The organism is Lysobacter ciconiae, assembly GCF_015209725.1.
Lineage (GTDB): Bacteria > Pseudomonadota > Gammaproteobacteria > Xanthomonadales > Xanthomonadaceae > Novilysobacter > Novilysobacter ciconiae.
On the sequence record NZ_CP063656.1, the window covers coordinates 1624539 to 1638886 of the forward strand.

Sequence of the window (14348 nt, forward strand, 5' to 3'; positions counted from 1 at the left end):
GAATCAGACTTTCCGGTAGTGGTCGACGACGCGGTAGCGGCGGGCGTACAAGCCGAACACCAGCGCGGCCACCAGGGCGAAGGCGGCGAAGAAGAACATCTGGAATGAGGCGGTGCTGAGCCCGGTGGCAGCGATGTTGCCGGTCACCGCATCGTTGCGGACCGCGGCGTTGGCCAGCAGCACCCACAGGTTGCCGATGGTGGTGGTCAGGTTCCAGAAGCTCATCACCACGCCCTTCATGGCCAGAGGCGCCTGGCTGTAGGCGAATTCGAGCCCGGTCGCCGAGACCAGCACCTCGCCGAAGGTCAGCAGCGCGTACGGCAGCACCTGCCAGACGATCGACATCGGATCGCCGTTGTCCATGGCCACCTGGATACCGCCGATGACGATCCAGGCCAGGCCGCTGAAGGCGATGCCCGCGGTCATCCGGCGCAGTGCGGTGGGTTCCCAGCCGAAACGCCGCAGCGCCGGGTACAGCACCATGTTGTTGAACGGGATCAGGATCATCACCAGCGCCGGGTTCAGCGCCTGCATCTGCGATGAGACGAACCATTCGGGCTTGGTCATCGCGTTGCCCTGGATGACCCAGGTCGACGCCTTCTGGTCGAACAGCGAGAAGAACGGCGTGGTCAGCGCGAAGATCACCAGCACGCGCAGGACGCTGCGCACGCCGTCGACGGCCATGTCCGGATGCACGCCGCGGGCCCGATCCAGCTGCATATAGGCGCCGCCGCCCGCACCGACCAGCAACACCACCAGCGCGATGCAGAACGCGATCACGAATCCCAAGGTCGGAATCAGTGCGAACGAGGCGGCGGCCACGACCACGCCCGCCATCGCCATCCACAGGCCCATCCTCCCCTGCCCCGGCTTCTCGGCCAGCAACGCGGTGCGGATGACCCGCGAGAAGGAGTCCGGATCCGCCACCGTGGCCGGCGGGACGATCACGTAGTGCTTCCGGCCCAGCCAGAACACCAGGGTGGCGATGAACATCAGCGCGCCCGGGATGCCGAAGGCCACGCTGGCACCAAAGTGCTTGAGGAACAACGGCATCATCAGCGAGGCAAAAAGTGACCCGAAGTTGATGATCCAGTAGAAGCCGTCAAAGACGACCTTCGCCAGGTGCTTGTTGGTGCGGTCGAACTGGTCGCCAACAAAGGACGCCACCAGCGGCTTGATGCCGCCCGCGCCCAGCGCGATCAGGCCCAAGCCGGTGAAGAACCCGGTGCGGCTGTCCTCGAACATCGCCAGGCAGGCATGGCCCGCGCAATAGATCAGGCTGAACCACAGGATGGTGTTGTACTTGCCGAAAAACCGGTCCGACAGGTAGCCGCCCAGCAACGGGAAGAAGTACACACCGATCATGAAGGTGTGGATCAGGTCCTTCGCCGCCAGCTCGCGCTCGGTGCCTTCCAGGATGTGCTGCAGCAACGTCGAGGTGATCAGGAACTGCACCAGGATGTTGCGCATGCCATAGAAGCTGAAGCGCTCGCATCCCTCGTTGCCGATGATGTAGCGGATCTGGCGCGGGAACCGGGCCTTGCCGGTCGCCGCGGCGGCGTTGGTCGTCATCGTTGGATGGTCCGGAAAAATCGAAACCCGGAGCCTACGCGAAGCCGGTCGCCAACGCCCCTGCCGTTGGCCGTGGTGCGCTCACTCAGAAACTGCGGCTTGCGGACACGCCTACCTGCCAGTGGCGCCCCGGCGCCGGCTCGTAGTAGCGCCCGTTGCCGTCGTTGACGATGACCGAGCCGATGATGTCGCGGTCAAAGACGTTGTTGAGCCGTGCAAAACCGCGCCACTCCAGCCCAGCGCCCTGGATGCGGTGCTCGGCGGCCAGGTCGAAGCGCGCGGCCGCCGGTGCGTATTCGGAGTTGGCATCGTCCACGGCGATGCGGTCGGTGTACTGCCCTTCCAGCATCACGTCGGTCGAGGCGAGCGGGCTCCAGCGCAGCTCCGACCAGGCGGTATTGCGCGCCAGCCCCGGGATCCGACGCCCGGCCTGGATAATCAGGCTGTCGTCACCGCAGGGCGGCGTCCCGCAGGCGGCGAAATCGGTCAGGTATTCGGCGTCCAGGAAGGTGTAGGCGCCCGACAGGTGCCACTGCGGCGCAAACTCCAAGGTGCCGGCCAGTTCCACGCCGCGCCGCCGCGACACGCCGGCGTTGCCGTACACGCTGCGACCGCCCTGGTTGGCGATCACCACCAGCTCGTCGCGGGTCCGGCTCTGGAACACCGCGCCGGACCACTCCCAGCCGTCGCGCCTTGCGCGGACGCCGGCTTCGATGTTGCGACTGCGCGCCGGTTCCAGCCCGTTGTTGAGGCCACTGCGATCGTCATCGCGGTAGGCCAGCTCGGACAGGGTGGGCGTCTCGAATCCGGCGCCCGCGTTGGCGTACACGCTCAGCCACGGGGTCGCGCGGAACAGCACTCCGGCGACCGGCGAGGTACGCGCGTAGTCCAGCGAACCGCTGTCATCGGGGTTGTCGGCGGTGATGTAATGGTCGCGCGAGTTGAAACGCACCTGGCTGCGGCGTGCGCCCAGGTTGATCCGCCAGCGCTCGGCCGGAGCCCACTCGGCCTGCGCGTAGACATCGCGGGCGGTGACGCGGTCGTCCTGGTCGCGGCGGAGCTTGCCCACCACGCCGATGCGGTCGCCGATGAAATTCTCGAAACCGCGCCGGCGCTCCTCCGACACCTGGTATTCCAGCCCGGTGGTCAGCGAGAACGGCCGCTCCAGCAGACTCGAGGCCCATTGCCAGCGCAGGTCGGCGCCGCTGTAATCGCGATCCAGGTCGATCGCCCCGCCGCCGTGCATGGGATTCTTGCGCTGGACAATCACGGGCACGGACAGCATCTGGGTGGTCTTGCGACTGCCGGCGTGGGCCGTCAGTTGCAGCGTCTGCGATTCGCCCAGCGCCTGCTCGATCCGGGCGCCGGCCTGGCCCTGGCGGACCGTCTTGCGGGTGTCGAACGCGAGCGCGCCATCGCTGGCAGCGCGACGGTCACCACGCAACTGGCCCGCGGTCAGCCCCTGCGGGTCGTCGGCCTCCAGGTCCAGACCGTTGACCAGCACGGTGTAGCGCGTCCCCGTGCCGGCGACGCCTTTGAGTACCGCCTGGCCGCTGCGCCGGTGCGAGCGGCTGTGGCGTCGAAAGCCGTCGCTGCGGACATCGGCGAAATCGCCGACGAAGCTGCCGTCGTTCCCGTCACCCCAAGGGGTCTGGAACGACAGCGAGGACTGTTGCAAACCGTAGCCGCCCAGCACAAGGCCGGCGGAGAGCGTCGGTTCGTCGGGTGCCGATGCGGTAAACAGCGAAATCACGCCGCCCGAGGCGTTGCCGTACAGCGCCGAGAACGGGCCGCGCAGCACTTCGATGCGCTCCGCCGATGCGATCGGGAAATGCGACACCTGCCCCTGCCCGTCCGGCATCGTGGCCGGAATGCCGTCGGTGTAGAGCCGCACGCCGCGTACGCCAAAGGTTGCCCGCGCGCCGAAGCCACGGATCGAGATCTGCAGGTCCTGCGCGTCGTTCTGGCGATTGCGCGCCACCACGCCGGGTATCCGGCCCAGGGACTCGGACAGGTCAATGGCCGGACGCGCCCGATGGATGGCGTCGGCTTCCACCAGGTCGATGGCGGCCGGCACCACCAGCGCGTCGGCCGGGATCCGGGTCGCCGAGACCACGACCGAAGGCAGCTGCACCGCGGCAGCTGGCTGCCCGGACTGGTCGCCTTGCGGCTGGCCGGACGCCTGCGCGCTCACGCCCACGGGCAGGCCCAGGGCAATCAGCAGGCAGCCGTGCAGGAGCGAAGCACGCGGCTGCGCGTTACGGGCGGGTAGTCGCATGGTGCAAAACCTCGTCATCGCGGTCGCAGCGCCGCGGTCAAGGGATGCGCAGCCTACCGTGCAACACGCAAACGGCCTGAACGCGACACTCACATGCGATCGCTCGCAGGGGCGCAATCACCCCGACTTAAAGTCCCGGACGCGACTATTTCCGCTTTGCTGCGCTGCGTTTTGGCCGGCGGAAATGAGACGGGCTCTGCCGGATATCTCGCGCTCCCTATTCATCTTTCACGCCGCCAGCATTGACAACAAAAGAATGATCGTTCATTCTCCCCCGGTCTGAGCGGCCTTCCGCTCTTTTTTTCTTCCAATTCCCGAGTCCATTCCCATGTCCAGGTCCCCCCGCCGCTTGGTTTTCCTGCCGTTGGCGCTCGCCATCACCCTCGCCGCCTGTGGCGGTGAGCCGGAAGCACAGCAGCGGCCCCCGACACCGGTCACGGTAGTAACGCTCGCTCCGGAAACCACGACCCTGACCCGCGAGCTGCCGGGCCGGACCACCGCCTTCCAGATTGCCGAGGTGCGGCCGCAGGTCAGCGGCATCGTCGCCAAGCGGCTGTTCCAAGAAGGCAGCATGGTCAAGGCGGGGCAGCCGCTGTACCAGTTGGACAACGCGGCCTACAAGGCCTCGGCCGCGACCGCACAGGCGCAGCTTGCCCGCGCCAGGGCGACGTTGGTGGCAGCGCGGCTCACCGCCGCGCGCTCCAGCGACCTGGCAAAGATCGATGCGGTGAGCAAGCAGGACAATGAGAACGCGATTGCGGCGCTGCGCCAGGCCGAGGCCGAGGTCGCCGCCGGCCAGGCCGCCGTGCAGAGCGCCCAGGTGACCTTGGGCTTTGCCCACATCACCGCTCCGATCAGCGGCCGGATCGGCAAATCCTCCGTCACCCAGGGCGCGCTGGTGACCGCCAACCAGCCCGAGGCGCTGGCCACGGTGCAGCAGCTGGATCCGATCTACGTCGACCTCACCCAGTCGGCCAGCGAACTGCTTGAACTGCGCAAGGGACTCGCGTCGGGAAAGCTGGAGGACGGCCGCAGCATGCCTGTCACGATCCTGCTGGAGGACGGCACCGAGTTCGGCCAGAAAGGCGAACTGGAGTTCTCCGAGGTCAGCGTCGATCCCACCACCGGCAGCTACGCGCTGCGGGTCAAGGTCGCCAACCCCGACGACCTGCTGCTGCCTGGCATGTACGTGCGCGCAGTGATCGGCGGCGGCGTCCGCCAGAACGCGATCCTGGTGCCGCAGCAGGGCATCACCCGCGACCCCAAGGGGCACGCGACGGCGATGGTGGTCAACGCCGAGAACAAGGTTGAAGTGCGCCAGGTAAAGGTCAGCCGCACCATCGGCGACAAGTGGCTGGTGGATGACGGCCTGGTGGCAGGCGACCGGGTGATTGTCGAAGGCCTGCAGAAGGTGCAGCCCGACGCGCCGGTGCAGCCGACCGAAGCCGGAGCTGAGGCTCAGGCCCCGGCCGCCCCCGGCGCTGCCGCGCCCGCGCCAGCCCAACCGGCGGCCGCGTCGCCCGGCACCCCCAATCCCGATGCCGCCGACCCGGCGCCGCCCGCCGATGCAGCAACGCCCGCTGACGACGCGCCGGCCTCGAAGCAGTAAGCAGAGAATCCCCCATGGCCCACTTCTTCATTGACCGCCCGATTTTCGCCTGGGTGATCGCGATCATCGTGATGCTCGCCGGCTCGCTGGCGATCTTCACCCTGCCCATCTCCCAGTACCCGACGATCGCGCCGCCCACGGTGTCGATCAGCGCCAACTATCCGGGCGCGTCCGCGCGGGTGGTCGAGGACTCGGTGACCCAGATCATCGAGCAGAACCTGAAAGGCCTGGACGGCCTGATGTACTTCTCCTCCACCAGCGAGGCCAACGGCAGCGCGTCGGTCACCCTGACCTTCGAGGAGGGCACCGACCCGGACACCGCCCAGGTGCAGGTGCAGAACAAGCTCCAGTCCGCCATGCCGCTGATGCCGCAGGAAGTCCAGCGCCAGGGCGTGAACGTCAGCAAATCCTCCAGCGGATTCCTGCAGGTCATCGGCTTCGTGTCCGAGGACGGCAGCCTGGAGAAGGACGACATCGCCGACTACGTGGGGGCAAACGTCGCCGATCCGCTGAGCCGCGTCCCCGGCGTCGGCAACATCCAGGTGTTCGGCGCCAAGTACGCCATGCGCATCTGGCTCGACCCCGACAAGCTCGATACCTACGCCTTGACCCCGGCCGACATCACCGCCGCCCTGCAGGCACAGAACGCGCAGGTCGCCGTGGGCACGCTGGGCGGTGCACCCGCGATCGATGGCCAGCAGATCAACGCGACCATCACCGCGCAGGACCGCCTGCAGACCCCGGAGCAGTTCCGCAACATCATGCTGCGCAACAACAAGGACGGCTCGGTGCTGCGGCTGGGCGACGTGGCCCGGGTCGAGCTCGGCGCGGAGAACTACGAGTTCATCACCCGCTACAACGGCCAGACCGCGACCGGTGTGGCGATCTCGCTCGCCACCGGCGCGAACGCGCTGGACACGGCCGATGGCGTGAAGAAGACCCTCGAGGAGCTGAAGCCGTTCTTCCCGCCGGGCCTGGTCGCGGTCACCCCGTTCGACTCCACCCCGTTCGTGCGGGTGGCGATCAAGGGCGTGATCATGACCCTGATCGAGGCGATCGTGCTCGTGTTCCTGGTCATGTACCTGTTCCTGCAGAACTTCCGCGCGACCCTGATCCCGACCATCGCCGTGCCAGTGGTGCTGCTGGGCACGTTCGGCATCCTGGCCGCGCTGGGCTTCTCGGTGAACATGCTGACCATGTTCGCGATGGTGCTCGCGATCGGCTTGCTGGTGGATGACGCGATCGTGGTGGTGGAGAACGTCGAGCGACTGATGAGCGAGGAAGGCCTGTCGCCACTGGAGGCCTCGCGCAAGTCCATGGACCAGATCACCGGCGCCCTGGTCGGCATCGGCCTGGTGCTGTCGGCGGTGTTCGTGCCGATGGCGTTCCTGGGCGGATCGACCGGCGTGATCTACCGGCAGTTCTCCGCCACGATCGTGTCGGCGATGGGCCTGTCGGTGCTGGTCGCCATCGTGCTGACGCCGGCGCTGTGCGCGACGATGCTCAAGCCGATCAAGCCCGGTGAACACGGCAAGACGACCGGCTTCTTCGGCTGGTTCAACCGCCACTTCGACAGCGGCAGCGCCAAGTACCAGCGCGGCGTGCGCTCGATGATCGGCCGCCGCAAGCGCTACATGGGCATCTTCGCGCTGATGGTGCTGCTGATGGGCTTCCTGTTCCTGCGCCTGCCCAGCTCGTTCCTGCCGCCGGAGGACCAGGGCATCCTGTTCTCCGAGATCGTCGCGCCCGTCGGTGCGACCCAGCAAAGGACCATGGAGTCGATCAAGAAGGTAGAGTCCTACTTCCTGGAGAACGAGAAGGAAGCCGTGGAGTCGGTCTTCTCCATCCAGGGCTTCAGCTTCAGCGGCACCGGCCAGAACAGCGGCATGGCCTTCATCAAGCTCAAGGACTGGAGCGAGCGCAAGGACGAGGACCTGGCGGCCACGGCCGTGGCCGGTCGCGCAATGATGGGCCTGTCGGGAATCAAGGACGCATTCGCGTTCGCGTTCTCGCCGCCGGCGATTCCCGAGCTCGGCACGTCGGCCGGTTTCGCCTTCTACCTCAAGGACAACGCCGGCCTCGGCCACGACGCGCTGGTCAATGCACGCAACCAGTTGCTCGGGGCTGCCTCGCAGGATCCGATGCTGGTCAACGTGCGCCCCAACGGCAAGGAAGACGCGCCGCAGCTGCGTCTGGACATCGACCAGCAAAAGGCCGCGGCGCTGGGCCTGTCGGCGGCGCAGATCAACGCGACGCTGGCGGCTGCCTGGGGCGGCCAGTACATCGATGATTTCATCGATCGCGGCCGGGTCAAGCGGGTGATGTTGCAGGCCGACGCGCCGTTCCGGATGGTGCCCGAGGATTTCAACCGCTGGTCGGTGCGCAACAACGAGGGCGAGATGGTGCCCTTCTCGGCCTTCGGCACCTCGCGCTGGGAATACGGCTCGCCGCGCCTGGAGCGTTACAACGGCGTGCCGGCAATGGAGATCAACGGCGAGGCGGCCCCGGGCGAGAGCTCGGGTGCGGCGATGGACCGCGTCGAGGAGCTGGCGTCGCAGTTGCCGCCGGGCTTCGAGATCGAGTGGACCGGCCTGTCCTTCCAGGAACGCGCCGCCGGTGCGCAGACCCCGCTGCTGTACACCCTCTCGCTGCTGATCGTGTTCCTCTGCCTGGCGGCGCTGTATGAGAGCTGGACCATCCCGACGGCCGTGTTGATGGTGGCGCCGCTGGGCATCCTGGGTACGGCGCTCGCCGCATCCATGCGCGGCATGGAGCGTGACGTGTATTTCCAGGTCGCCATGCTGACCACCGTCGGGCTGACCAGCAAGAACGCGATCATGATCATCACCTTCGCCAGGGACTACATGGAGAAGGAAGGCATGGACCTGATCCGCGCCACCATGAAGGCCGTGCACGAGCGCCTGCGCCCGATCCTGATGACTTCGCTGGCCTTCGGCATGGGCGTGCTTCCCCTGGCCATCGCCACCGGCGCGGGCTCGGGTGCGCAGCGCGCAATCGGTACCGGCGTGCTCGGCGGAATGATCGTCGGCGCGCTGCTGGGCCTGTTCTTCGTCCCGCTCTTCTTCGTGGTCATCGAGTTGCTGTTTGACCGTGACCTGCGCAAACCCGCTGCCGAAGCCCTCGCAGCAGGAGACGACCGCAATGCATAAGCCACTTGTTACCGCGCTCGCGCTGGCGACCAGCCTGTTCGTGTCCGGCTGCGCGATGCTCGAGCCGCGGGTGCCGGAAGTGGCCCCGGCGATCCCCGCCGAATGGCCGCTGCCGCCGACCACCTCGGCCGATGCCAATCCGCCGGCGACGGCCGCCGCGCAGCCGCAGATGGACCCGGGCGCGACACCGGTTGCCGATGTGGGCTGGCGCGACTTCTTCGTCGACCCGCGCCTGGAACAGCTCATCGCGCAGGCCCTGGAGAACAACCGCGACCTGCGCGTTGCGGTGCTGAATGTAGAGCGTGCCCGCTCGCAGTACCGCATCCAGCGCGCCGACCGGGTGCCCTCACTCGGCGTAAGCGCCGAACTGCAGCGCACAGGCGGTGATGCGCCGGTCACCGACCTCTATACCGCCGGACTTGGGATCGCGCAGTTCGAACTGGACCTGTTCGGACGCGTTCGCAGCCTCAGCCACGCCGCGTTGCAAAGCTACTTCGCAAGCGCGGAGTCGCGCCGCGCCGCGCAACTCTCGCTGGTGGCGGAGGTCGCCAATACCTACCTGGCGTTGGCGGCCGACCAGGAACTGCTTCGCGTGACCGAAGCGCGGCTGGCGAACCAGCAAGCCGCCTTTGACCTGACCGAGAAACGCTTCGAGCTGGGCGCGCTGTCGGCGCTGGACGTCAACCAGGCCCGCACCACGGTAGAAACCGCGCGCTCCGACGTGGCACGGTTCGCCGGCCAGGTGGCCCAGGACATCAACGCACTGACCTTGCTGGTGGGCGACACGCTTGATCCTGCGTTGCTGCCGACCCGATTCGAACCGGCCGTGAGCGGCCTGGCCGGTCTGCCTGCCGGTCTGCCCTCCAGCGTGTTGCTGCGCCGGCCTGACGTGATGTCCGCGGAGCACCGCCTGCTGGCCGCGAACGCCAACATCGGCGCCGCGCGTGCCGCCTTCTTCCCCTCCATCAGCCTGACGGGGTCGATCGGCTCGGCGAGCGATGAGCTGTCGGGGTTGTTCAAGTCCGGCAACGGCGTGTGGTCGTTCATGCCGCAGATCAACCTGCCGATTTTCCAGGGCGGCCGCCTGCGCGCCAACCTGGGCATGGCCACGGCGGATCGCGACATCGCCTTGGCCGAGTACGAGAAGTCGATCCAGAGCGGCTTCCGCGAAGTCGCCGACGCGCTGGCGCTCAGCAAGACGCTGGCCCAGCAGCGCATCGCGCAGGAAGCCCTGCTGCAGGCGGCCACGCGGACCAACGAGCTGAGCCAGGCCCGCTACGACGCCGGCTTGGACAGCTACCTCACGCTGCTGATCACCCAGCGCACGCTATACGACGCCCAGCAGTCGCTGGTGGCCACGCTGCTTGCCGAACAGGCCAACCGCGTCACGCTGTACAAGGTGCTGGGCGGAGGCTGGGTCGAAGGCCAATGAACGCCACGCCGGACCTTCCTGGAGCCAACAAGGCCGAAGCGCGCGTGGAGGCGCAGCGCGAGCGGATCCTTGTCGCCGCGCAGAAATGCTTCGTCGAGCGCGGCTTCCACGGCGCCAGCATGGCCAACATCGCCGACACGGCCGGGATGAGCGCGGGCCTGATCTACCGGTATTTCGCCGGCAAAAACGAGATCATCCTGGCCATCGTCGAGCACCAGCTGGCGATGCTGCTCAAGGACATGAACCTCAAGCGCAAGGTCGACATCACCGCCGAACTGATCGCCAGCTTCGACCGGTGCGGCGACGATGAAACCCGCGGCATGAACCCGGCCCTGCTGCTGGAAATGTCCGCCGAGGCGACCCGCGATCCCAGCATCGCCGCCTCCCTGGACGGTTTTGACCGGGCGATGCGGGGCGCGTTGGCCGGTTGGCTGGCCGAGGACGACGAGGACGGTCGCCCCGGCCTGCCGCACGCGCTGGCCCAACAACGCGCCCTGTTGATGCAGCTGCTGTTTGAAGGCCTGAAGGTGCGCCAGACCCGCGAACCGGACCTGGACCGCACCCTGCTTGAGGCGGCGCTGCGCGAATTCGTGCCGCAGCTGCTCAAACCGTCTTGAAATGATGCTCCACGGTCGCCGCCGACGCGTACTTCGGGCGCTGGCAGCGGGCCATGGTTTTCACCGGCCGATGGACGTCAGGCGGAATGACTGGAAAGCTCGTCGATCAGCGTCATCGCTGCACACGGGTTTCGCTCTTTCGCCCCACCGATGAAGAACACGAACACGTCCCGCTGCTTTGGATCCGGCTTGGCGGACGGCGGACCGATGCGCGGCAGGTCGTCGGGTTCCCCGCCGCTGGCCCACAGGCTTGCCCGGCGCGCCCAGTCCTTGATGGCGCCGCGCTCATAGCCGGTGATGCTGTCAGCGTGTGAGCGCATCAATCGCGCGTAGACAAAATCGCCGGTGATATCGGCAAACGAGGGCTCCTCGTCCGAGTCGGTGAACACCGTCGCCATACCGTGGCTGCGCACGAGATCCCGATAGGCGGAGTCAACGAACGCCGGATCGCGCACATCCAGCGCGTGGCGCAATCGCCGGCCGTTCGCTTTTTTCGGCAGCAGGTCGAGGAATTTGGCGAAATCCTCCGCGTCGAGCTTGTGCCTGGCGGTGAACTGCCAGACCAGCGGCCCAAGGCGATCGCCCAGTTCGACAATGCCGTTGATGAAGTCGTCAATTTGCGGGCCCGTGTTCGCCAAGGTGCGGGATTCCACGATGCGTCTGGGCGCTTTCGCCGAGAACACGAATCCCTCAGGCGTTTCATCCCGCCACTTCGCGTAGATCGCGGGCTTCTGCGCGCGGTAGTAGGTGCCGTTGATCTCGATGGCGGTCAGATGCCGGCTGGCGTACTCCAGCTCGCGACGCTGCGCCAACCCGGCGGGATAGAACATTCCCGCGCGCCAAGGCGCGTATGTCCATCCGCCGACGCCGACACGGATGCGATCGACGCCGGGCGCTGCAGGTTCGTCAGGAGCGCGCTTGGCGTCGGACATATGCAGACTCCGCTTGGGACCGCGGCCAGTCTGGCACGGACTAGAGTTCGCGAACGTGCGCGCCGCGCAGTTGCTCACGCAGGAAAGCTGCGGTCCTGCTGGCCGGTGATTTTGCGACGTCCGACGGCGTCCCCTCCGCCACCACGCGCCCGCCCTCGCCGCCCGCACCGGGCCCGATATCGATGATCCAGTCGCTGGCTGCCGCCAACCGCATGTCGTGCTCGACCACGATGACGGTGTTGCCCGCTTCCACCAGCCCGTCCAGCTGGCGCATCAGCACGTCCACATCGGCCGGATGCAGGCCGGTGGTCGGCTCGTCGAGCAGGTACACCGTTCCTCGCCGCTGCGCGCGCTGCAGCTCGCTGGCCAGCTTGATGCGCTGGGCCTCGCCGCCTGACAGTTCCGTGGCCGGCTGGCCCAGCCGCAGATAGCCCAGCCCGACCTCGCGCAGCACCTCCAGCGGGCGCAACACTGCCGCGGCGTCGGCAAAGAAGTCGGCCGCCGCATCCACCGTGAGCGCCAACACTCCGGCGATGGTCAGGCCGCTCCAGGTGATCTCCAAGGTCTCGGCGTTGTAGCGGGCGCCGTGGCACTGCGGGCACGGCGCATAGACGCTGGGCATGAACAGCAATTCCACGCTGACGAAGCCCTCGCCCTCGCAGGTCGGGCAGCGGCCCTTGGCGACGTTGAACGAGAACCGCCCCGCGTCGTAACCCCTGGCGCGCGCTTCCGGCGTGGCGGCGAACAGCTTGCGGACCTGGTCGAACAGTCCGGTGTAGGTCGCCAGGTTGGAGCGCGGCGTGCGGCCGATCGGCTTCTGGTCAACCACCACCAGCCGCTTGACCGCGTCGAGTCCGGCAACGATCCGGCCGCCGCGGGTCACCGGAGCCGGCTCCAGCGGGTCGTCCTCATCGCTGTCGCTGTCGGCTGGTTTACCAAGGTGCTCGGACAGCAACTCGACCAGCGCCTGGCTGACCAGGCTGGACTTGCCCGAACCGGACACCCCGGTGACGGTGGTGAACACGCCCAGCGGGAAGGCGACGGCCAGATTGTCAAGGTTGTTGCGGCTGATGCCCTGCAGTCGCAGCCAGTCGGTGGGAATGCGCGGCGTACGCCTCGCCTCAGCGATCGGCCCGCCCGGTTGGTCGCTGCACGCGGCGTCAACCCTCGCGCCAGGCGATGGGAACAGGTAGCGCGCGGTCTGCGATTCGCTGACCTTGACCAGCCCATCCAGCGGACCGCTGTAGACCACGCGGCCGCCCTGCTCGCCCGCCGCCGGGCCGATATCGACCACCCAGTCCGCGCGGCGGATCACGTCGGTTTCGTGCTCGACCACGAACAGCGAATTGCCGGCACCCTTCAAATCGTCCAGCGCCGCCAGCAGCGCCTGCGTATCGGCTGGATGCAGCCCTGCCGACGGCTCGTCGAGCACATACACGACCCCAAACAGGTTGGAGCGGATCTGAGTGGCCAGCCGCAACCGCTGCAGCTCGCCCGGCGACAGCGTGGGCGTGGTGCGCTCCAGAGTCAGGTAGCCCAGGCCCAGCTCGACGATGACCTTGATCCGCGCCAGCAGGTCGGAGGCAATGCGCTGCGCGACGATCGCCTGCTCCGGATGTTCATGCGCTTGCGGCGAATCTGCAGCCGCGCCGTGCGCGACCGGCTCCAGCAGCACAGTGAGTTCCTTCAGCGGCAGCCGCGACAACTCGCCGATATCCAGCCCGGCAAACGTGACCGACAGCGCCTCGCGACGCAGACGCTTGCCCTCACACAGCGGGCACATCGCACTGACCATGTAGCGCGCGACACGCTTCTTGATCATCGCGCTCTGGGTGGTCGCGAACGTGTGCAGCACGTAGCGCTGGGCGCTGGTAAACGTGCCGTTGTAGCTGGGGTTGTCGCCGCGCTCGATCGCCTCGCGGGTCTCTGCAGGGCTCAGGTCGCGGTACACCGGCACCACCGGCTGCTCGTCTGTAAACAGGATCCAGTCGCGCTGCTCCTGCGGCACTTCCCGCCAGGGAATGTCGATGTCGTAGCCCAGCGTGACCAGGATGTCGCGCTGGTTCTGGCCGTGCCACGCCGGCGGCCAGGCGGCGATCGCGCGCTCGCGGATGGTCAGGGTGTCGTCAGGGACCATCGAGCGTTCGCTGACCTCATGCACGCTGCCCAGCCCGTGGCAGCGCGGACACGCGCCCTGCGGCGTGTTGGGCGAAAACCCGTCGGCATAGATGATCGGCTGCCCGGGCGGATAGTCGCCGGCGCGGGAATAGAGCATGCGCAACGAGTTGGACACCGTGGTGACGCTGCCCACCGAGGAACGCGTGCTCGGCGAGCCACGCTGCTGCTGCAATGCGACCGCCGGTGGCAGGCCATCGATGGAGTCCACGTCCGGCACGCCCGCCTGGTCGATCAGCCTGCGCGCATAGGGCGCGACCGAGTCCAGGTAACGCCGCTGGGCCTCGGCGTAGAGCGTGCCAAAAGCGAGCGAGGACTTGCCCGAGCCCGACACTCCGGTGAACACCACCAGCGCGTCGCGCGGGATGTCGACATCGATGTCCTGCAGGTTGTGCTCGCGGGCGCCGCGCACCCGGACGAAACCGTCGTCACCGCCTGTCGTCGACGGGGCCTGCGGACGGCGCTTGGGCGTGCGGTCAGTGCTTAAACGACGGTCGGACATCGGCTCGTCTGCTTGGGATCGACTGGCGAGGATGGCCAGAACCGGTTGACCGCGTCGTGAA

The 14348-nt window shown here is 67.5% G+C and carries 8 protein-coding genes; 4 read left to right on the plus strand and 4 right to left on the minus strand.

Annotated elements, in window-relative coordinates:
- Nucleotides 1-3: 3 nt before the first annotated feature.
- Nucleotides 4-1572, minus strand: coding sequence for a POT-type proton-dependent oligopeptide transporter (locus tag INQ41_RS07450; RefSeq protein ID WP_193983240.1), 1569 nt, complete (start codon nucleotides 1570-1572; stop codon nucleotides 4-6).
- 85 nt (nucleotides 1573-1657) lie between these two features.
- Nucleotides 1658-3850 (minus strand): TonB-dependent receptor family protein, encoded by a 2193-nt coding sequence (locus tag INQ41_RS07455; protein WP_193983242.1) that lies wholly within the window; start codon nucleotides 3848-3850, stop codon nucleotides 1658-1660.
- 328 nt (nucleotides 3851-4178) lie between these two features.
- Between INQ41_RS07455 and INQ41_RS07460 the strand changes: the two genes are divergently transcribed.
- Genes INQ41_RS07460 through INQ41_RS07475 form a run of 4 tightly spaced genes read left to right on the plus strand, consistent with a single transcriptional unit; the run spans nucleotide 4179 to nucleotide 10678 of the window.
- Complete coding sequence (locus INQ41_RS07460) at nucleotides 4179-5459, plus strand: efflux RND transporter periplasmic adaptor subunit (RefSeq protein WP_193983243.1); 1281 nt, start codon at nucleotides 4179-4181, stop codon at nucleotides 5457-5459.
- A 14-nt stretch (nucleotides 5460-5473) separates the two neighbouring features.
- Nucleotides 5474-8629, plus strand: a complete 3156-nt coding sequence (locus tag INQ41_RS07465) for an efflux RND transporter permease subunit (protein ID WP_193983251.1) — start codon at nucleotides 5474-5476, stop codon at nucleotides 8627-8629.
- Entirely contained in the window at nucleotides 8622-10061 is a 1440-nt protein-coding gene (locus INQ41_RS07470; RefSeq protein ID WP_193983253.1) for an efflux transporter outer membrane subunit, read from the plus strand. The genes INQ41_RS07465 and INQ41_RS07470 overlap by 8 nt, the downstream gene beginning before the upstream one ends.
- Nucleotides 10058-10678: a TetR/AcrR family transcriptional regulator gene (locus INQ41_RS07475; RefSeq protein ID WP_193983255.1), complete on the plus strand. Its 621-nt coding sequence runs from the start codon at nucleotides 10058-10060 to the stop codon at nucleotides 10676-10678. Before INQ41_RS07470 ends, INQ41_RS07475 begins: the two co-directional genes overlap by 4 nt.
- Before the next feature lie 77 nt (nucleotides 10679-10755).
- Here the strand turns inward: INQ41_RS07475 and INQ41_RS07480 are convergent, their stop codons facing one another.
- Together INQ41_RS07480 and INQ41_RS07485 are read right to left on the minus strand one after the other, a co-directional pair.
- Nucleotides 10756-11610 (minus strand): DUF72 domain-containing protein, encoded by an 855-nt coding sequence (locus INQ41_RS07480; protein WP_193987274.1) that lies wholly within the window; start codon nucleotides 11608-11610, stop codon nucleotides 10756-10758.
- 40 nt (nucleotides 11611-11650) lie between these two features.
- Nucleotides 11651-14287, minus strand: coding sequence for an excinuclease ABC subunit UvrA (locus INQ41_RS07485; protein ID WP_193983257.1), 2637 nt, complete (start codon nucleotides 14285-14287; stop codon nucleotides 11651-11653).
- Nucleotides 14288-14348 lie beyond the last annotated feature (61 nt).